At 68.8% G+C, this 19,985-nt stretch carries 17 protein-coding genes and 1 pseudogene; 5 read left to right on the forward strand and 13 right to left on the reverse strand.

The window, feature by feature from the left end:
* Together ABT147_RS35620 and ABT147_RS35625 are read right to left on the reverse strand one after the other, a co-directional pair.
* Window positions 1–128: transposase (locus tag ABT147_RS35620; protein WP_351414193.1), on the reverse strand; the 128-nt coding region annotated here is incomplete at its 3' end.
* A 53-nt stretch (window positions 129–181) separates the two neighbouring features.
* A pseudogene (locus ABT147_RS35625) lies at window positions 182–523 on the reverse strand (helix-turn-helix domain-containing protein); the annotation flags it as partial.
* 245 nt (window positions 524–768) lie between these two features.
* Between ABT147_RS35625 and ABT147_RS35630 the strand changes: the two are divergent.
* Window positions 769–945: a hypothetical protein gene (locus tag ABT147_RS35630; RefSeq protein WP_351414055.1), complete on the forward strand. Its 177-nt coding sequence runs from the start codon at window positions 769–771 to the stop codon at window positions 943–945.
* On the forward strand, window positions 930–1,313 hold the full coding sequence (locus ABT147_RS35635) for a S8/S53 family peptidase (protein WP_351414057.1): 384 nt from the start codon (window positions 930–932) through the stop codon (window positions 1,311–1,313). Before ABT147_RS35630 ends, ABT147_RS35635 begins: the two co-directional genes overlap by 16 nt.
* A 328-nt stretch (window positions 1,314–1,641) precedes the next feature.
* Here the strand turns inward: ABT147_RS35635 and ABT147_RS35640 are convergent, their stop codons facing one another.
* From ABT147_RS35640 to ABT147_RS35665, 6 genes are all read right to left on the reverse strand, one after another.
* A complete protein-coding gene (locus tag ABT147_RS35640; protein ID WP_351414060.1) occupies window positions 1,642–2,511 on the reverse strand; it encodes a helix-turn-helix domain-containing protein in 870 nt (289 codons plus the stop codon).
* A gap of 183 nt (window positions 2,512–2,694) precedes the next feature.
* Window positions 2,695–3,393 carry a type 1 glutamine amidotransferase domain-containing protein gene (locus ABT147_RS35645; protein WP_351414062.1) on the reverse strand — a complete coding sequence of 233 codons (699 nt, stop codon included), beginning with the start codon at window positions 3,391–3,393 and terminating at the stop codon, window positions 2,695–2,697.
* Between the two features lie 25 nt (window positions 3,394–3,418).
* Complete coding sequence (locus tag ABT147_RS35650; protein ID WP_351414064.1) at window positions 3,419–3,811, reverse strand: nuclear transport factor 2 family protein; 393 nt, start codon at window positions 3,809–3,811, stop codon at window positions 3,419–3,421.
* A 52-nt stretch (window positions 3,812–3,863) separates the two neighbouring features.
* Window positions 3,864–4,463 carry a flavodoxin family protein gene (locus tag ABT147_RS35655; RefSeq protein WP_351414066.1) on the reverse strand — a complete coding sequence of 200 codons (600 nt, stop codon included), beginning with the start codon at window positions 4,461–4,463 and terminating at the stop codon, window positions 3,864–3,866.
* Window positions 4,464–4,622: 159 nt separating this feature from the next.
* Window positions 4,623–5,534: an alpha/beta hydrolase gene (locus ABT147_RS35660; RefSeq protein ID WP_351414068.1), complete on the reverse strand. Its 912-nt coding sequence runs from the start codon at window positions 5,532–5,534 to the stop codon at window positions 4,623–4,625.
* A gap of 1,179 nt (window positions 5,535–6,713) precedes the next feature.
* Entirely contained in the window at window positions 6,714–7,751 is a 1,038-nt protein-coding gene (locus ABT147_RS35665; protein ID WP_351414070.1) for a PP2C family protein-serine/threonine phosphatase, read from the reverse strand.
* 1,249 nt (window positions 7,752–9,000) lie between these two features.
* Between ABT147_RS35665 and ABT147_RS35670 the strand changes: the two genes are divergently transcribed.
* Both ABT147_RS35670 and ABT147_RS35675 read left to right on the forward strand, forming a co-directional pair.
* Window positions 9,001–10,368 (forward strand): S8 family peptidase, encoded by a 1,368-nt coding sequence (locus tag ABT147_RS35670; protein ID WP_351414072.1) that lies wholly within the window; start codon window positions 9,001–9,003, stop codon window positions 10,366–10,368.
* Window positions 10,369–10,392: 24 nt separating this feature from the next.
* Window positions 10,393–10,659 carry a hypothetical protein gene (locus ABT147_RS35675; RefSeq protein WP_351414074.1) on the forward strand — a complete coding sequence of 89 codons (267 nt, stop codon included), beginning with the start codon at window positions 10,393–10,395 and terminating at the stop codon, window positions 10,657–10,659.
* 427 nt (window positions 10,660–11,086) lie between these two features.
* Here the strand turns inward: ABT147_RS35675 and ABT147_RS35680 are convergent, their stop codons facing one another.
* From ABT147_RS35680 to ABT147_RS35690, 3 genes are all read right to left on the reverse strand, one after another.
* Window positions 11,087–12,370, reverse strand: a complete 1,284-nt coding sequence (locus ABT147_RS35680; protein WP_351414076.1) for an NAD(P)/FAD-dependent oxidoreductase — start codon at window positions 12,368–12,370, stop codon at window positions 11,087–11,089.
* A gap of 57 nt (window positions 12,371–12,427) precedes the next feature.
* Window positions 12,428–13,111 carry a haloacid dehalogenase type II gene (locus tag ABT147_RS35685; protein WP_351414079.1) on the reverse strand — a complete coding sequence of 228 codons (684 nt, stop codon included), beginning with the start codon at window positions 13,109–13,111 and terminating at the stop codon, window positions 12,428–12,430.
* Window positions 13,112–13,667: 556 nt separating this feature from the next.
* Window positions 13,668–14,885 (reverse strand): PucR family transcriptional regulator, encoded by a 1,218-nt coding sequence (locus ABT147_RS35690; RefSeq protein WP_351414081.1) that lies wholly within the window; start codon window positions 14,883–14,885, stop codon window positions 13,668–13,670.
* Window positions 14,886–15,777: 892 nt separating this feature from the next.
* On the opposite strand from ABT147_RS35690, the gene ABT147_RS35695 reads away from it, so the two are divergent.
* Window positions 15,778–18,804, forward strand: a complete 3,027-nt coding sequence (locus ABT147_RS35695) for an aminotransferase class III-fold pyridoxal phosphate-dependent enzyme (RefSeq protein WP_351414083.1) — start codon at window positions 15,778–15,780, stop codon at window positions 18,802–18,804.
* 196 nt (window positions 18,805–19,000) lie between these two features.
* On the opposite strand, the gene ABT147_RS35700 is transcribed toward ABT147_RS35695, so the two are convergent.
* Together ABT147_RS35700 and ABT147_RS35705 are read right to left on the reverse strand one after the other, a co-directional pair.
* Window positions 19,001–19,357 carry a hypothetical protein gene (locus ABT147_RS35700; protein WP_351414085.1) on the reverse strand — a complete coding sequence of 119 codons (357 nt, stop codon included), beginning with the start codon at window positions 19,355–19,357 and terminating at the stop codon, window positions 19,001–19,003.
* Between the two features lie 136 nt (window positions 19,358–19,493).
* Complete coding sequence (locus ABT147_RS35705) at window positions 19,494–19,835, reverse strand: hypothetical protein (protein WP_351414087.1); 342 nt, start codon at window positions 19,833–19,835, stop codon at window positions 19,494–19,496.
* Window positions 19,836–19,985 lie beyond the last annotated feature (150 nt).

A 19,985-nucleotide genomic window follows, 5' to 3' on the forward strand; every position in this document is an offset into this window, starting at 1 on the left:
CTCGCCAGGGTGGTCTCGTTGATCCCCAGGTCCTCGGCGACCTCGGCGATCGTCTTGCCGGTCTCCGTGACGATCCGCACAGCCCCCTCGCGGAACTCCGGGTCGAACTTCCGTCGCTTCTCCGCCATGACTCCCAACTTCCCCTGCAGTCACGGTCTTCACGCTACGAGGGGAGGGACACGGCGGCAATGCGGTCGATGTGCAACAGGGTGCCGTCCAGGATCACGAATGCCTTGTTGGCGGCGACGGTCATGGCCTGCTGGAGGGTGGGGGCGACGGCGGCCAGGACCTCAACCGCCTCGACGATGTACCGGTAGACGGTGGCCAACCCGATCCCGAAGCCGGCCGCGAGCTGGGCATACGTGTGCCCGCAGCGCAGATGGGCCAGCGCGAGCAGAGCCTGTCGGTCCGCGGTCAGGCGGCGCCAGCGCGTGCCGCGCTCACGACGCCGGTCTCTCAACAGGTCGGCCAGGTAGCGCAGGGTCGAGTTGGACAGATCGATCCCCGATGGGTAGACAAGCACGTGAAGCTCCGGGCGGACAGGTTGATCTTGGTCGACAACCCATCTACCAGGAGCTTCACCTTTTCCTCAACGCCGCTCTCAGCCAACCGACTTGCTACGCAACCAAGTTGGAAAAGCCTCAAGATCTTCGTGAGCGCCCTCTCGTTGGCTGTCCCGCTGCAAGTAGCTCGCACCGTGTCATCGTCGCGCTGCGCGACCAGCACGTCGGTCTGCCGACGAACGGCCACACCGACGGCGGCGAGTTGATGAGCGTCAAGGCTTACGGGGAGGACGGCTCCACCTCCAGTCTGGTGCGGGGCATCCAGTACGCGGTCGAGCACCACGCGGACGTCCTCAGCCAGTCGTTCATGAGCTACCTCTACCCCGGACGCGGCGCCCCCCGATCCGGCTGGCGGACCGGGCGGCTGTGGCCGCCGGAGTGACGGTGGTGGCCGCCGGCGGCGATTCGGGCACCGTCGGCGCGTCGGCCGGCGACCCGGAGGTGATCGGCGTCGGCGCCAGTACGTCGTTCCGGCTGGCGGCGCAGGCCTACGGCTATCCCCAGTGGGCGAGCGACAACATCTCCGCGCTGTCCTCCGGGGGCACGACCCAGGGCAACAAGGTCGTCGACCTGGTGGCACCGGGCATGGTCGGCGTGGCCGCCTGCACCGTCGACCCGCACTGGAAGGGCTGCACACTTCCGACGCAGGTCCTCGTTCACCGGCCGACCGGCGGACGAGGACACGGCGCACGTCTCGCTCGACGCCACGACCCGGACGATCGACAGCTCGGCGAAGGCGTCGACCGGTAGCCCCTGGGAGAACGACCCCGAGTGGAAACCCGTCACCGTCACACCGGACACGACCGCGACGATGACCCTCACCCTGACACCGACTGCTCCTGCCGACACGGTGGTGCGCGGAACGGTGTACGTCGACGCGCACAGCGGGTTCCTGAGCTTCCTGGATCGGAGCTCATCGGATCCGAGCTCATCGGAATCCCGTACACCTACACCGTGAGCTGATACGACGAGGCTCCGCCCCGGGACTCGGCGACGCGAGGTGCCCCGGTGGCGGAGCCGACGGTTCACACGGTTGATCGGTTGCCGGCCGCCGAGGCGGCGCGGCACGTGGGAAGGCTCAAGTGGCGGAGTCGGACGGGGTCGGCTCCTGGTCCGCGGCCCAGGAGGCCAGGAGGCGCAGACCGACGTCGGACGGGGAGCCGGGCTCGGCGTTCCACACGATGATGTGCTGGTCGGGGTCCGTGCCGCAGGTGAGCGTGTTCCAGTCCAGCGTCAGCTCGCCCACCACCGGGTGGCGGAGCTTCTTGATGCCCTTGCCCCGCATCGCGACGTCATGCTCGGTCCACCACTGCCGGAACTGTGCGTCGCGGGCGGAAAGCTCCTTGACCAGAGCGGCGAGGTGCGGTTCGCCGGGGTAGCGGGCGCTCTCCATGCGCAGCTGCGCGATGGCCAGCCGGGTGACCTCTTCCCAGTCGGCGTACAGCGTGCGCATCCAGGGTTCGGTGAACAGCAGCCGGAGGAACACGCGCTCCTCCTCCGGGTAGCGCCCGAAATCGGTCCACAGGGCGGCGGCGAGCCGGTTCCAGCCCAGGATGTCGGTGCGCCGGCCGATGACGAAGGCCGGAGAGGCGGTGAGATCGTCCAGCATGCGCTGCAACTGCGTGTCCACCTGCTGGCGACCGCCCGACGCGGACGGACGGGCCGTCTGCTTCGCCGCGAGGTCGAAGAGGTAGGTGCGCTGGTCGTCGTTCAGCCGGAGCGCCTGGGCGATCTCGTCGAGCAGGGGAGCCGACGCCTGGAGACGGCCCTGCTCGATGCGCGTGTAGTACTCGGTGCTGATCGCGGCGAGAAGAGCCACCTCCTCACGGCGTAGACCACTCACCCGCCGCCGCTGCCCACCTCGCAGACCGACCTCGGTGGGGCTGAGCTCGCCACGACGGGCCTTGAGGAACTCACCCAACTCGTTCAGATGAGGGTTGCGGTTCATGATGCGCAGCCTCGCACAGAAGCCCGGCGCTGTGAGGGGGAAGGATCGTGCCCAGGTTGGACTTCGCCCTCACCCGCATATGAAAAAATGCTACCGACTCAGACCTGTTTGACAACCAACGGAAGAGGGCTCGGCGGCCCGGGGTGTGTGCCCGGGCCGCCGAGAGAATACACAGCGCGGCCGTCAGCTCAGTGCCTTGAGCACTTCCTGGGCCAGCGGGACCGCCGAGCCGGGGTTCTGGCCGGTGAACAGGGTGCGGTCCACCTCGACGTGCGGGGCGAACGGCTCGGTCTCGCGGTAGTCCGCGCCGAGCTCGCCCACGAGGCGGTCCTGCAGCAGCCACTTCGCGCGGTCCGCGAGTCCGTTCTGCTTCTCCTCGGCGTTGGAGAGGCCGGTCAGGCGGTAGCCGGAGAAGGGGGACGTCCCGTCCGGGCCGATGGTGGCGAGCAGCGCCGCAGGTCCGTGGCACACCAGGGACACCACCTTGCCCGAGGCGAGCCACTCGGTGAGCAGCTTGCCGGAGGCGGCGTTGTCCGGCAGGTCCTCCATCGGGCCCCAGCCGCCGGGGTAGAACACGGCAACGTAGTCGTCGATGTCGACGTCCTCGATGCGCATCGGGTGCGCCAGCTCGGTCGCCTCGCGCAGCGCGGTCCGCATACGCTCGGCGCCTTCCTCGCCGCCGTTGAAGTCCGCGGTGAGGCTGAGCGCGTCCGCCGTGGGCGGCACACCGCCGGGCGTCGCCGCCGCGATCTCGTATCCGGCCTCCTTGAAGACCTGGTACGGGCCGATGGCCTCCTCGGCCCAGAAGCCGGCCGGCTGCCGGGTTCCGTCGGCCAGCGTCCAGTGGTCGGACGCGGTGATCACGAAAAGGATCTTCGCCATGGGTGGGTCTCCTTGGGGGGTGGTCTCAGCCCTTGAGGGCTTCCTGGAGGATGTGGCTGTCGGCGGCCTGCCGCATGCTGACGGCCTTGCCGTCACGGACGGTCCACAGGTGGATGAACCGGACGTCGGCCGTGTCGCCGGACTTCGTCTCGGCGTGGTAGTGCCCGGACACGAAGACATGGCCTTCGTCGTCGGCGTAGAACTCCTCGGGCACCGCGCCGAAGGAAACGATGTTCGGCATGGGTGTGCCGAAGAAGTCCTTCGCCACGCTGTCCCAGCCGTGGTAGACGCCGCTGTTCGGGAAGCCCGGGGTGATGTCCCAGACGAGGTCCGGGGCCATGACCTCCTTGGTGACCTCGGGCGCCATGCGGGATTCGTAGACCCGACGGATGAGGGCGAGGTGCGGGGAGTCGGACATGGTTGCTCCTTGAGGGGGGTGGTGGATCGGAATGCGGAAGAGAGTCCTGGGATCAGGCCGCGAGGGCGGCCCGCCCGGCCCGGAAGATCGCGGCCTGGCGTGTGACGCGCGCACCAAGGTGCTCCGCGGTGGCGATGTCCGACCGGTGGACTGCTTCGGGGCCGGCATCGGTCGGGCTCTGGGCGCCGGCGCCCATGAAGAAGCCCAGCCGGTTGATGTCGTCCTCGCTGCCCTTGGTGGAATCCCAGCCCGGCATCAGGCCCAGGCTGATCCAGTGCATGCCGTGCTGGGCGGCCAAGGTGGCGAAATAGCCCAGAGTGGACGACTTGTCGCCGCTCTTGGCGCCGGAGTTGGTGAAGCCCGCGGCGAGCTTGTCCACCCAGGCGTGGGAGAACCAGCGCCTGCTGCTGGCCTCGGCGAACGCGTGGAAGGCCGCGGAGGCGGTACCCATGTATGTGGCGGCACCGAAGATGATCGCGTCAGCGGCGTCCAGCTGCGCCCACTGCTCGTCGGTGATGGTGTCGACGGAGATCAGGGCCACGTCGGCGCCGGCTCCGGCCGCGCCACGGGCCACGGCTTCGGCGACGACGGCCGTGTGGCCGTAGCCCGAATGAAAGGCAATGGCGATCGTGGTGCGGCTGGAAGAGGACATAATGATCGGGCTCCTCGAAAGTCCTTGTTCGGTGTGTGCCCGAGCATTGCACCTGAGGCGCGCGCTGTGAGGGGTAAGAAATCTTCCCCTGTCTACCGTTCCCCAGGTACGCGATCCCGGCCCGACGGCCGGCCCGGGCTCGGCGCGCGTTCGGCACCACTAGAGAACGGCGAAGAACTCCACCATCTTGGGGATCGCCTGGTCCACGTATTCGGGCACGTCGTACAAGGCGATATGAGTTGCTCCTTCGACGACGAACAGTTCCTTCGGCCCCTTGGAAAGCTCAAAGGCCTGGTCGCTGAATATCTTGGTGTCCGCCTTGCTCCCTGCGATGAGGAGCATCGGTTGAGTCAGCAGTTCCGGGATCTGGTCGAACGTCGAGAAGGCGAACATCTTGTCCATGCTGGTCAGCAGGAAACGGCCCTTCGAATTGGGGTGCTGACCTCGCGGCGTCCTGTAGTAGTCGTACCCCTCGCGCAGGAGGTCCGGCGTGTTTTCGTCGATCTCGTCCAGTGTTTCAGGGACGAACGGGGCGTAGAGGGGTTCCGCCCCTCGAGCCTCCGCCGTGCGCTGGTTGGCGACCATCTCCAGCGTTCCGATCTGCTCGGCCACCGGAGACAGATGCCCCAGGAAACCCCGGGAGCCTTCACCCATGGGAGCTGCGCTGACCGTAGCCACTGCCTTGAAGCGACGTTCGGTCTGGGCCACGCTGATCGCGTAGCCGCCGCCGGCGCAGATACCGAAGACGCCCATTCGCTCGGAGTCGACGAACGGAAGGGTGGTAAGGAAGTCGGCCGCACAACGGGCGTCTTCGACCCGGGTCGTCGGGTCTTCCAGCAGGCGGGGTTCCCCGCCGCTCGCTCCCTGATAGGAGGAGTCGTAGACGACGGTGACGAACCCGTGCTCAGCGAGCCTCTCGGCGTAGTGGCCGATGGTCTGTTCCTTTACGCCGCCCGCCGGATGAATTCCGACGAGTGCCGGGTACTTCTTGTCTTCGCTGAAGTTTTTCGGCAGGTGAAGATGTCCCGCAATTTCGACTGCCTTGTTCCTGAACGAAACAGTTTCGACCATGGCGCCTGCCCCTTTCTCGGCCTCGGCCCGCCGACAGGCGGCCCTCAGCCATCTTTCGCCGCGGTCGAGATGGTGTCCACTCGTGAAGGGGGGAAGAAACTTTCCCCTGGATACGACTCTCCGGGTCAGGGATTTCCTTCCGGAGCCAGAAGTTAACGTCGCCGATAAATGTGTGGGACCTGCACTTTAAATGCTTGGTCACCGTCATCCACCGCCCCCGCCGACTTCAGTCCCGTGCGCCCCCATGCTCGCCGGAGTCGATTCCCAACGCCAACGAGCTCGTGCATGGTTGCGGTGAGACGTCGAGGACGTGGGTGGGACTCGGGGTTCACATCTACTGCGCTGACGTCAGGTCGCTGATCTGCTGGTGGGACAGCAGGCCGGCGATGGCCTGGACCGTTTCGCTCATGTGCTCGCGGCGGCCGAGTTGGCGGGCCAGGACCCGCCAGATGGTCAGTGCGTGAGGTGGGCGAGCACATTCATGTCAGTGTTGCCGGCGCCCCCCGAGGTGTGCAGCGCGGGCCCGGGCTCGGCTGCCCGGCTGCTGGGAGAGGACTGTCACATCCAGCAGCTGCGCCTGCGTACGCGGGTACTTACCGGCTGTGCGGCGTAGCCGGCGTGTGTGTTCCAGTTCCTCCCACAGCTCGCTGCGGCCGGGCAGCCGCATGCCGCGCAGCAGGCCACCGAAAAGCTGGACGCAGCCGTGGGTGTCGGAGCGTCAGGGCGCACTGCGGGGCGAGGAGGCGGGCGGCGGGGGAGGTGAACTGGGGGAGTGCCGCTGCCAGATAGGTGAGCATCTCCCGCACGCGGGTGCGTTCGGCCGGGCCGCCCGGCGGCTCGGGCCAGCATCGAGCGCGTCCGGGAGGGCGCGGGGCGAGGAGGGTGGCCGGGACAACGACCGTGTGGCTGGTGGCGGCCGCGCAGGCGGTGCAGGCGTCGGCGAGATGCCAGGTGCGGCCGCTGCGGTTGCGGGTGAGGGCGAGGAGCATCGGTCCTGCACAGCCGCGTTGGCGGGGATGCCACTGCAGCCGCGTGCGCTGCACCGGCAGGTACGCAGATGCCCCGGCAGAGCGTCGGTCAAGGACGGCATTCCCCGTGACTGAATGGCATGTGCCTGGTCGCCGGTGGCCACGGGCAGCCGACGGGGGCCTGCTACCTGGGCGCGCGGCGGCGCTTTCCTCACTGGTCAAGGGGGTGGGACTTCGGATATCGCACGGAGAGGGCCGCGATGTCGTCGTCCAGCCTTCCGCCGCTGAAGCGGAGCAGGTCGTGGTGAAGTCGGTCGAGCAGTCCGTGGGGTGACACCGGGTTCTGCTGCCGCATCCAGTCCTGCAGTGGGAAGAACTCGCCGGCGTAGTCCCGGGTTTCCGTCACGCCGTCGGTGTAGAGCAGGAGCTGGTCGCCCGGGGCGAAGTGCACGGTGTCGGTGCGGTAGTTGTCTTTGACGAGTGCCGCGAGGTTGAGAGGTGGCGAGGGTTCGCTGGGCTCCAGGACGTGCATCTGACCCTGGTGCACGAGAAGCGGTGGGGGGTGCCCGCAGTTGAGGAGCTTGACGTGGCCGCCGCCGCGCGGGATCTCGGCGAGCAGAGCGGTGGCGAACCGCTCCGGGAGGTCCTGGGAGGGGTAGGCGGCGCTGTGGCGGCCGATGCTGATCTCCAGGCGCTGGATGACGCCCGTCAGGTCGGGTTCGTCGTGTGCGGCCTCCCGGAAGCAGCTGATCAGCGCAGAGGCCGCCCCCACTGCGGACAGGCCCTTGCCCCGTACGTCTCCCAGGAGCAGCCGGACGCCGTGAGGTGTCTCGGCCGCCTCGTAGAAGTCGCCGCCGATCCGGGCCTGGGCCTGCGCCGCGACGTACAGCGATTCGATCTCGAGCCCTCCGAGGCGGCTCGGCAACGGTCGCAACAGGACTTGCTGGGCAGCGTCGGCCACGAGTCGGATCTGGAGAAGTGCTTCCTCCCGCCGGAGCCGGACGTGGCTCGCGTATGCGGCCGCCAGGGTGACGGCGGCGATTGCGGCCGCCGTGTAGGGAGTCCCCAGGTCGGTGTGGACGAGGCCCAGGCCGAGCATGATCAGCGCGCAGAACACGCCCAGGAGGATCGTGGGGAGCACGGGCCACATCGAGGCGGCCAGAGCGGGCGCGGCAGGCAGGAGGCGGCTGATGGCGATGTCCCTCGGTGTCGCGAACGCCAGCGCGCCGATGAGGATGGTGAGGATCACCGGTGACAGCCGGACAACATCCCATCGGTCACCGGGTGGACGACGGCGTCGCTGTCGCCGCAAAGTAGGCACGAACGAATCGTAACTACAGCAAAGCGGTCATCGGGCCAGGCGAGTGGACTTGGGCGAGGCTGTACACCCCCCCCATGCGCGCCCCGCCGAGTTGTTCACGCCCGGCTCAATGCCATGATCGCCGGACGGAGCGCCCCAGCAGCGGGGCGACCTGGTACAGGCGATCGGCGCCGCAGCTGCCGCTCTGCTCGCCGGATTACTGGCGCGTCGAGCTGTACTCGGCAGCCTGAGCCGACACGGTGGGAACCAGGGCCGCGGCAGTGCCCGCAGTGACGGCTGCGGCCAGAATGGAACGCTTACGCAGGATGGTGCTCCTCCACACGGAACGGATGGTGCTGTAGGTGGAGGACTTTTCAGGACCTGCGACAGTTGCATGCAGAGAGGGCTTCCCCCCATTCGTGTGACACGCGGGGCTTGGTGGACGGAGCGGCGGTGTGGTCGCGCGGCAGTGTCATTGGCCCTCACGCCGACCACGGCATGCCCTGCACGCTCGCCCTGGGCTTCCCAACGGCCTGTGGCCGTACGTTCTGGACCCGGCTGGGTACGCCGGCGCTTTCCTAGCGGCCGTAGGCGTCTGGCCAGTCTTCAGGTGAGGGCGCGGAACACCTGCCGCACCCTGCTGCCGGACCCTGCCTCACATCTGAAGACGGGAAGCGCACGGAGGGGCTCATGGGGACCGTCCCAGAGGCCGGGAAGTACTGCAAGATCAAGATACAGCTCGACCACACCGCTCGGGCCAAGGGTGCCGCCTTCAACCTTCGAGAAGGACAACCCTGATCAGTAGCCGACGAGGGCGCGGGCTTCCTCCGCCTGGGCGGCTACGTCGGGGCGACCCTCCTCGATGGCAATCCGGACGATCGGGCCTCCGCAGGTCTCGGCACGTTTCTTGCAACATCAACGCCCCTACACCGAAAGCGCCTTGCCGGTCAGCAGTTGAAAGGTGGAGGGACGGGTCGCCCGTAGGCCATTCGAGGGGCATCGACATGCGGTGTCGCACATGCGCGGTGAGTATGGACAACGGCGCCTGATCCGCATCCGCCCCGCCCCCGCATGCTCGGCCTCGGCCGATCCGCCGGTCGGGGGCAGATAGCAGGAGAGGCCACCCATCGCCTCTCGACGGCGCTCCCCACCCAGCCGCACTCTCCGCGCTGGATTCCGTCCCACACCGAGGAGAACCATGCGTGTCCTCATCCAGATGAAGCCCGAACGCGACGTCGTCGAGGCCGTCGCCAACCCGCAGCTCACCGCGACCACCCAGGATGTCGCCGGGTCGATGCCCGGCGTCGAGATGGACCAGTCGTTCACACCGGTGGCGCTGCCCCGGCCGTTGCCGTCCACGGGTGGCGGGGACCCGCTGTCCCTGACCCAGTCGCTCCGGTTCTCCATGCGGCCGGAAGACGCCACCGTCATGGTCCGTGGGGAGATCCACGACTATGACTCCGCCAGCCGGCTCTCCATGCTGGCCCTCAGCCGCCCAGAGATCGTCGGCATCTCCGCCGACCCAGTCATCCAGACATCGCCCACGTGTCCCGGGGACGGACCGGTCGGGACCTCGCAGGACGTGAAGAACTTCTTCGCCGAGCTCGGCGCGGACGACCTGGACGGCAACGGCATCGCGGTGGCGATCACCGACACCGGCATCAACACCCAGCACCTGATCAACGAACTGGGCCATCCCGTCACGGTCGACGCGGCACGGAGCTGGAACCCGCCCGGAGTGACCGGCAGGCCGGGCCAGTTCCCGGTCGACCACGGCACCATGTGCGCCTTCGACGCCTTGCTCGCCGCGCCGAAGGCGACGCTGATCGACGTGCCGGTCCTGCTTTCGCAGGCGCAAGGCCCGACGGTCATGAGCGGGCTGCTCTCGGACGCCGTGGCGGCCTACGCCCACCTGTGGAGCGTGCTGGAGACGATGCCCGACGACAAGCGGGCCCTGGTCGTCAGCAACAGCTGGGGTTCCTTCTCGCCTCGGTGGGACTTCGCGCCCAGCCACCCCGGGAACTACTCGGACAACCCCGGCCACCCCTTCAACCTGATGGTGACCGCGCTCGAGAGTGCGGGCGCCGACGTCCTGTTCGCGGCGGGCAACTGCGGCCTGGACTGCCCTGACAACCGCTGCGAGTTCCCCGACCGGCCCATCGTCGGCGCCAACTCGCACCCGCGTGCGCTGTCCATTGGCGGTGTCGACACCCGGGGCCACCGGGTCGGCTACTCCTCGCAGGGTCCCGGCCGGCTCGATGCCAACAAGCCCGACATCTGCGCGTACACCCACTTCGAGGGCTCGCACGCCTTCGGGGCGGACGCACCGGACTCCGGGACCTCGGCTGCCTGCCCGGTGGCCGCGGGCGTGGTCGCCGCCATCCGCACGCAGTGGTCGACCAACGTCCTCAAGCCGGCCGAGCTTCGCACCCTGCTCCAGCGGACGGCCGACGACCGCGGCGCCGCGGGCTTCGACCACAACTACGGGTTCGGCATCATCAACGTACCGTCGATCATGGATGCCCTGCGCCGCCGCAGCAAGAACGGGCACGGCACCCGCAGGTAGCCCATCACATCGGAGGAGAGACCGATGGCTCCCGACAAGCCAACCAGCCTCGTCACGGTGACGCTCCCGTCGGGAGCCACGCTCGAGGACGCCCTGCGTCAGCTCGGCATCGGTCGCGAGGCGGTCGACACCGACTACGGACTCGTCGACCTGCACAACGGCACCTACGCCCTGCTCGTCACCGAGGCCGTCGCCGAGCGCGTCCACGGTATGCCCGGTGCCCAGGGGCCATACGCGAACCCGAAGATCGAACCCTTCGGCCCGCCCCAGCCCCGCCCCGACGAAGACTGAACCCCAACGGCGCCGGGGGCCGATCCGCCGCAACGGCGGGTCGGAGATCGGGGCTTGCGAACATGACGCCAACGCCGACGGTCGTTGCCGAGCTTACGACCCGGGCGAAGCCCGATCCGCGCGTCCTGGCCTGGTCCCGGTCAACCGCCCGCCCCAACCGCTTCCTGAGCGTGATCACCGTGGCCGAGATCGGGGCCGGCGTTGCCGTCGCCCCGGATCCCGTGAGGCAGGCCTGCTACGCACAAGCCCTTGCTTCGGTACGGCACGCATCCGTGACCGCATCGCACTGATCGGCGAAGTCGCGGTCGGACGCCGTACTCGTCGTCGGGGAGGTGCCACCGCACGGCGTCGTTGGTGAACGGCACGCTGCCGACGGTGCAGCTGGCAGGCCTCGTAACGCAACTTGACGAATGCCTCTTGCAGAGGGTCAGCGCAGCTGGTCCTTGGCCTTGTAGTAGGCGCCGCCGAACGGCAGGAACCAGGCGGTGCCGTTGTAAAACGGCACCGGGACCTTGGGGAAGCCGAAGCCGCGCAGGGGGTTGGCCTCCGGGTGGCCGTCCATCACCTCGGCCATGGCGCGGCCCATGTAGGTGGCCATCTGGACACCGTGACCGCAGTAACCCATGGAGTAGTAAAGGCCGTTGGCCTCACCCGCGTGCGGAACGCGGTCCCAGGAGAAGCCGACCATGCCGCCCCACACATAGTCGATCCGCACGTCCGCCACCTGCGGGAAGATCTCCGCCAGTTCCCGCTTCAGGACGTCACCGCTCTTGACGTCCGAGGCGGGGTTGGAGGGGGCGAAGCGGGCCCGGCCGCCGAAGGCGAGGCGGTTGTCCGGGGTGAGGCGGATGTAGTGGCCGATGTTCTTGGAGTCCACGACCACGCGGTTGTTGGGGATGAGCTGCCGGGCCCGCTCCTCGCCCAGTGGCTCGGTGACGATGACGAAGCTGCCGACGTTGATCAGCCGCTTGCGGAACCAGGGCATGGCCTTATCGGTGTAGGCGTCGGTGGCCGCCATGACCTGCGTGGCGCGGATGGTGCCGTGCAGGGTCTCGACGAGGAAACCGCCCTCGGGGATGCGGTGCAGCGCGGTGGCGGCGTTGCGTTCGTGGATCTGAGCCCCGGCGCGTTCGGCGGCCTCGGCCAGGCCATGGACGTACTTGCCGACGTGAAGGTGCGCGCTGAGCGGGTCGAGCAGGGCTCCGTGGTAGTAGTCGGAGCCCAGCTCGGCACGTAGATCGCTCTTGCTCAGCAGCGTGGTGTCGTGGCCGAAGTTGTCGGCCAGGTCGCGCTGCTTGGCCCGCATGCCCTCGAAGTGCTGCGGCTTGAACGCGACGCCCAGACGCCCTACGCGGTGGAAGTCGCAGTCGATCTGCTCCTTGACCGTCAGCTCCTCCACCACGTCCACCGCCTCGCGGAAGGCGTCGTACAGTTCCCGGGCCCGCGGCTGCCCGTAGCGCTTGCGCGCCTCGGCGGGGCTGATGGTGATGCCCTGGGTGCACATGCTGCCGTTGCGACCGGAGGCGCCGGAGCCGACCTTGTCCTTCTCCACGAGGACGACGTGGGCGCCCTTGCGTGCCGCGTGGTAGGCGGTGGACAGGCCGGTGAGGCCGCCACCGATGACCACCAGGTCCGCCTGCTCGGGCAGGGGCTTGCCGGTCCGGTCGGGGAAGGCAGGAGCTGTGTCGAGCCAGTAGGGGATCTGCTTCATGACGTACGTCCTCGGGTCTTCCTGGTAGTCCAGGGGTGTGTTGTCCGGGTCCCGGCTTCAGCAGCCGAGAAGGGCCGGCAGGCCGGACAGGTCGGGCAGCTCGTCGAAGGGCTGGTAGTCGGCGCTGCCGCGGGCGCCGATGGAGCCGTTGTGGCCGTAACGGTTGATCCACACGCGGCGAGCGAGGCCGAGGTCGCGGGTGGGGATGAGGTCGTACTCCCAGCCCTGGGCGACGTGGATGACCTGGGCGGGGTCGATGTCCATGGCCTGGAAGGCGTATTCGAAGGTCTGCCGGGACGGCTTGTACGCCTTGGCCTGCTGGGCGGTGATGACATGGTCGAACTCGACGCCCATGTTGGCCAGGTTCTGGGCGATGAGGTCGTCGTCCGTGTTGGAGATGATGGCGATCTCGTACCGGGACTTCAGCGCCCGCAGGGCAGCCGGGACCTCGGGGTGGGGGCCGAAGGTGGGCACGGCCGCGACCAGGGCCTCGCCGTCGGACTGCCGGTACTCCAGGCCGTGCAGACGCATCGCTGTCTCCAGGCTGGCGGGCAGCAGCTCGCGGAAGGGGCGGTATGCCTCCAGGACGGCGTGGAACCGCATGATGCGGAAGTCGTCGAGGAACTCGTCGACGTTCAGACGGTCCAGGTCCAGCCGGTCGGCCAGGACCTTCAGGGTGGTGGGGCCGAGCTGGAAGTCGACCAGGGTGCCGTAGGCATCGAAGGTGACGATCTGACGCATGATATTCGGCCTCTTTCCAGGCATATAGGACATTCGGTTTGCTGGGAGTCACGATCTCGTCGAGTGCGGCCAGGCCGGCCGCATCGGGGTTTCAGGAGGCTGCCGAGCGTTGGGGCGGCGACCGATGGCATGGGGGCTGAGGGGGTGCCCGAGGGGCCGCCGCTGGAGGACGAGCCCCCGGACAGGCCGGGGACGGCGAATGCTGATCAGGTAGTCGGCGGCAGCATCATTGCTGCTCCGATGCGATGAGCCTCTCCGGCTCGAGGTGATGCGTCAGTGAAGCACTGTGGAGAATCCGGCAACAAGGGACGTGAGGCCGCGAGATCGACCGCGTATTTTGTGCCTGTGCACAATTTCTCAGAGGCACCGCGAGCGGCTCCGGCGCGAACTGCGGCCGCTTGGCGCTGCTGCCCGGCGGCGTGACCGGGCTGTCGGCCGCCAAGGCTGCCGTTCTCATGAAGGGCATGTGGCCTCTGACCGCCGCGCTTTGGCTCCAGCTCTCTCGGTCGCGGCCCCGGCCGGGCCGGTTGCCTTGCCCCGTCCAGCGATCGGTGGATCAGGACATCGTCGCCCGGAAGCGGGCGCCCGCGTCCGTCTCCAGCCAAGCCAGGGCGAGGACCAGCCGGGCGGCGTCGTTCGGGCGGGACAGCTTCAGCCCGGTCGCCTCCTCCGCGGCCTGCAGGCGATTGCCCACCGTGTTCCGGTGACGGTAGGTGCGTGCGGCCACCTCGGCGACCGAGCCCAGATCGAAGTACCAGCGCAGGGTCTCGACGATGCTGTCGCGGTCGCGCAGCTCGAGCAGTGGGCGCAGCACGCCGGTGGCCATCGCACCGGTGAGCTCCTCCTGCGCCGACATGATCGCCCCGATCCAGTGGCCCTCCACGTGCCGCACTCCGGGCTGCGCGGAGCTGCGGATCGCGGCACGTGCGAACCGGATGCCCCGCGCCGTCAGCGCCAGGCCGGGGACTTCCGCGACGCCACAGCGCCACGGGGCGAACGGCCGGAGCATGGCAAGCACGGCCTCTTCATCGCGCCGTCCGTGACCGATGATGCCGAGGAGCTCGTCGCCCATCCATCCGAAATGACGCAGCAGGCCGCCCCGACGCAGCGCGTCGTCGACCTGGGACACAGCCGGGTCCCCGGTAGGAACGGATTCGGCCACGACCACGGTCAGGGCGACGTTCTCGGAGAAGCCCAGCAACGTGGAGGCCTCGGCGACGATGGAGGGATCCTGCTCCCCTTCCAGGACCAGGCGGGTGAAGGCGCGGTTGCGCACCTCCGTGCGATGGCTCGCCAGGTCGCGCTCGGTGCGGCGGTAGGCGTCGACGACCTCGACGCTGTTGGCGTCCGTCGCCTCCCAGACGCGGATCAGCCCGTCGAGGAAGTCGGGATCGGCGCTGATGCCACGTGCTCGCCCCTCTGCGAGCACGGCCTCCCACAGGGTCCTGAGGTCCAGTTGGAAGGAGTGCATCAGAGCGGTCAGGGGAAACGCCTGCTCCGCTCGCTCGCGTCCCACGTCCTCGGTGGCGCGCGAGACCGTCCGGGGCACGGGACCGCCGGCCAGCCGGGTCAGGGCGAGTTCGAGGGTTCGTCGCATCCCCTCCCGTTTCTGGACCGGGTCCCAGTCCGCCGACGCGTAGGCGGGCTCCTCGGCTTCCAGTCGTTCGAGAGCACGGGAGGTCAGTTCGTCGAGTCGTTCTTCGAGGAGCCGGCGCGCGATCGCCTGCACGGCGTCGTGGCGGGCCCCGCCCTGACGGCGTCCCGGGCCGCTCATGAGGACCGCCTCTCCCGACGACAGCCGTCACCGGACGGATCCGGGGCCGTCTCCGGGTAATACCGCTGACATGCCGGTGGGGCTCCCTGGCAGTAATTGTGCACAGGCACAAAATAGGGGGTCGATGTCGCGGCCTCGCGTCCCTTGTTGCCGGATTCTCCGCGGTGTTTCATCTGACGCATCACCTCGGGCTGAGGAAGCTCGTGACATGACCACGCACTGGAGCAGCCATGGCACTTCCGTAGGCACCTGATCCCCAGTCCGTCACCTTGAGTAGGCGCTGCTGAGGACGCCGCGTTCCTCGGGTCAGTGTCAGCGGTTCGCCAGGCAGAGCGGGATCGAGATCACCCAGGATCCCCCAGAGACTACGCCGAGCTCAAGGCGAGGGTCGAGGACCATGAGGACACCGCTGGACCCCGCCCAGGCCCTGTGCGGGGTGCTCCCTCCAACGTCACCTGGGACGTCATAACCGCCGCCGCCGCGTGAGCAGATGGCAGGTCTCGGTGAGCGCTCCGCCTTTGACGGACGGCCCACCTCGGACCTGATACGACCAAGTGTTGGAGCGCGTCCTGGCCCGGGCGCCTGCGGCCCTCGGAGTGGGGCATCGAGGCGAAGCACCAAACGGGGGAGTTCGCCCTGGACCTGTCGGTCGTCGACTTGGCCAGGTCTGCGCAGCCCGTGAGGCGATCGAGACACAGCCGCGGCAGCTCTGCCCGCCGCCACCGGGAGCCGCGATCGATCGGACCGTCCGGGAACCGGCTGACAGCGTCGGGCAAAGCCGACACGGGTGGCGGACACGGGTGGCGGCGGGGGACTGGCCACGACCTGGGCGTCGTGCCACAGGCCCACGGTGAGTGATGAGCGACCTGACGACGAGAGAGAGAACGCACCGATGACCTCAGCGACCACCACAGGCCAGGACGGAACGACCATCCCCGGTCACACCGGCCAACTGCCGGGCTCGCTCCTCGATCACGTGCTGTGGCAGTCCTTCGGACTCGAGGGATATGTCCAGCACCCCCTGGGAGGGGAGGTCGACCAGAACGTCCGGATCACCGGCGACGACGGCATGCGCTACTTCGTACGGGTCACCCGCGCGGAGCCGGACTCGGCCGACGTTCTCTGGCAGAACTCGCTCCTCCAGCATCTGGCCTCCACCGTTCCCGACCTCCCGGTTCCACGGCTGATCCCGACACGCGAGGGGAAGTTCCTTGCCGCCGTCGTCCACGAGGGCCGAACGCACATGGTCCGCGTGATGAGCTGGCTTGAGGGCCGGATCCTGGCGGATCTCGACGACCACCCCGCAGCGCTTCTGCGCCAACTGGGAGAAGCCGCTGGGCGGCTGAGCCTCGGACTCTCCAGCGTGGAGCCACCGGTGGGCTTGGAACCGCACGACTGGGACATGCGCCGGGCCGCCGAGATCGTCGAGGCGTCGCTGCACGCTGTACAGGACGCGGACCGGCGGGAGTCGGTGCGCACGATCATGGGCTGGTACGACGATCTCCTGCCGGCATGGGACCGACTGCCGCGGAGCGTCGTACACCAGGATCTCAATGACGCCAACGTCCTGGCCGACGCCGACGAGGACGGGGTGCTGCGGATCTCGGGCATCGTCGACCTGGGCGACTCGCTCTACAGTGTGCGCGCGGCGGAGGTGGCGATCGCGGCGGGCTACGCCATGGTCCGCAAGGCCGACCCGCTCGCTGCGGCGGCCGAAGTCGTGGCCGGCTTCCACTCGGTGCTCCCCCTGACGGCTGAGGAACTGGCGGCTGTTTATCCGTTGGCGGCCGCCCGGCTGTGCATGAACGCCGTGACGTGGACGCGCCGGGTCGCCGAGAGTGACACGCCGTACGGGCGGACCCGCATGCAACACACCTGGCCCGCGATCGCGCAGGTGGCCGAGGTCTGTCCCGACGTCGCCGAGGCGACGTTCCGGGTCGCGTGTGGGCTCCCTCCGACGCGGGAGCAGCGGGGTTTGGAAGAGGTCCTGGTAGAGGCGGCCCGAGACGGTGCCCCGTACGCACCGGCCCCGCAACTGCTCGACCTGCGACCGGCAAGTGATCTCTACGACGAAGTCGACTGGCACGACGCGAGGGCGCTGCGCGCGAGCATCGACAACATCCTCGACGGACGACGGCGACGGGGCTACGTGCCCCACCTCAGCGCATCGCTGCTCCTGGGGGGCCGGCGCCGCCCGGGAGCCGAGGAGCCCGCGACGGTTCAGGTCGGCGGCTCGCTGATCGTGACCGACGCCGAGGAGGTCGCCAGCCCGCTGTCCGGCATCGTCGAAGCCCGCGGTGGCGCAGGCATGCCGTTGGTGCTGCGACATGCGGTCGAAGGGCTGGAGTTCTGGACGTGTTGGTGGGGACTCGACGACTCGCCGCCCGTTGCGGCGACAGTCCCGGCCGGGGCGCCGTTGGGACGTGCCGGCGCGAGCGAGGAGACGGACCCGCTCGGGCCCCGCGTCCAGGTGCAGGTCCACCGCACCGCACGGATGGCCACGTGGCCGCCCCCTCGTGCCGTGCCGCCTTCCGCACGGCAGGTGTGGAGCCACCTGTCACCCGACCCCGCCCGGCTCCTCGGGTTCACCGAATCCCCCGCCGCGGCCCCCACCATCGACGACGTCGTCTCAGTGCGCCGTCGCCACATCGCTCGCTCCCAGCGCAACTACTACCGCACCCCGATGAACCTCGTGCGTGGGCGGGACGTGTGGTTCCACGACGAGGACGGCCTGGCCTATCTGGACTCACTGAACAACGTCACCCACGTCGGCCATGCCGAGCCACGGGTGACGGCCGCCGCCACCCGACAGCTGCGCAAGCTCAACACCAACAGCCGTTTCGTCTACCCGCAGATCGCCAGTTACGTGCAGAAGCTGGTAGCCACCCTGCCCGACCCGCTCGAGGTCGTCTTCCTCGTGTGCACGGGCAGCGAGGCAAACGACCTGGCGCTGCGGATCGCCCGCCAGGTGACAGGTCGTCAGCACATCGTCAACATCGACGGCGCGTACCACGGAAACACCGGCGTGGTGACCGGGATCAGCCCGAACCGTTACAAGGGCCCCGGCGGCGCCGGTGCGCCCGCGACCACCCACGAGGTCGTCATCCCGGACCGCTACCGCAGCACCTACGGGTACGACGACGAGGACGCGGGAGTCAAGTACGCGCGCGACGCCGCGGCTGTCATCGAGCGGATCACGGCCGACGGCCGACCTCCGGCCGCCTTCATCGCCGAGTCCCTGATGGGATCGGGTGGGAACATCGTGTTCCCCGACGGCTACCTCGACGGTGTGTTCACCGCTGCCAGGCGGGCGGGCGCCCTGTGCATCTCCGACGAGGTCCAGGTCGGCGTCGGACGACTCGGGCCCTGGTGGGGGTTCGAGCTCCAGGGGGTGGTCCCGGACATCGTCACGATGGGCAAGCCGCTCGGGAACGGGCATCCCCTCGCGGCGGTGGTCACGACTCGGGAGATCGCCGACGCGTTCGACACGGGTATGAAGTACTTCAACACCTTCGGCGGCAACCCGGTCTCCTGCGCGATCGGCGAGGCCGTGCTCGACATCGTCGAGCAGGATGGGCTGAGGGAGAACGCCGTGAGCGTGGGCGGGTACTTCGCCCAGTCGCTGCGCGAGCTCCAGCAGCGCCAACCGCTCATCGGTGACGTGCGGGCGGAAGGGCTCTACCTCGGCGTCGAACTGGTCCGCAACCGCACCACCAAGATGCCGGCCACTGAGCAGGCCTTCATGGTCACCGAGCTCATGAAGGAGCGAGGCGTCATCGTCTTCCCCAATGGCGTGCACGACAACGTACTGAAGATCAAACCGCCCATGACCTTCCGCCGCGAGCACGTGGACCTCTACGTCGACGTGCTGGACGAGGTCCTGTCCCTGCCCGAGCTGCGCTCGGCCGTTCAGTCCTGAGACGGGCAACCGTCCACTGGGGCAGGGAACGACAGTGGCCCGCGAAACGCGAGAAGTGCCCTGCTGGCCGGCTTCTCCGGCCAGGGCTTCAGGCTCTCGCCCGCCGTGGGCGGCATCGCCGCGGACCTCGCCCTGGAGGGCCGCACCTCCCAGCCGATCGACCTCATCACCACGAACGGCCGCGCCGCGGCCTGAGCTAGAAAGAGGACACACATGACCGCGGGGATCCAGTCGAGCGGCTCGCACAGCTCCCCGCGGCGGCGGGCGTCCTCGAGGAAGACGAGCGCCGTCTCGTCACGGTCAGTGTGTGGTCGGCCTTCGATCGCACGGCGGTCGGATCGGAATCGGAATCGGAAACGGTCCTGGAGGGCCGATGTCCGCGCATCTCGGGCCACTCGGAGACGAGCTGCACGCCGTACGAGGTCGGAAACCGCACCCTGGTCCGTCCGGCCTGCGGCAGGGTGATGCGGTCGACCAGCCCCTCCACGCTCAGCCGGGCCAGCCGCCGCCGGGTCTGCTCGATGCGCACCGAGGGGGCGATCACCCGGCGCATCTGCTCGGTGGTGGCCAGCGGTGCCAGCGTGCGAGGTGGCGCCACTGGCCGAGGCGTCGCGGGCGACGTCGACGCCGGCTTGGTCCCGTATACGCACACCGCCGGCGACGCGCCAGCGCGTCGGGCCGGTCGATCCCTAGTCGTCCTTGCTGCCCCGTGGGAAGACCGCTTCGGTGAGCACCATCAGGCCGCTGCCATCAGGCATTGCCGTGACGGTGTGTTCGAGCTGGACCAGCAGCCCGGCTACTGCGGCCTGCACGATCACCCTCATGCTGTCGTGGCTTGCTGCGTGGCCTGCCTGGTCACGGCTGAGCGCGGTGAACCCGTCCGAGGCCGTCCAGTTGACCAGAGCGCCTGCGGACATCTCGGTCACCCGCAGTCCCGGAATCCCGCTGTCCGTGTCGCCCAGCACCTGAAAGCCGGCCTGGACCAGGCAAGAGCTCACCCGGGAAACGAGTTCAGCCGGGGTGTACGACACGCAGGTCGCCTGCCCACGAGAAGCACGATCATGCCACCGATCTGCACAGGCGCCTGTTCGGACGGCGGCAGGACGCAGGGGCCCCCGGACGTCGGCAACCGGCGGGTGGGCCGCCGCGTGGCCCGGCCGTACACGCTGACGGCTCCCGTC

The sequence above is a fragment of the Streptomyces sp. NPDC001868 genome, assembly GCF_040297125.1.
GTDB lineage: Bacteria > Actinomycetota > Actinomycetes > Streptomycetales > Streptomycetaceae > Streptomyces.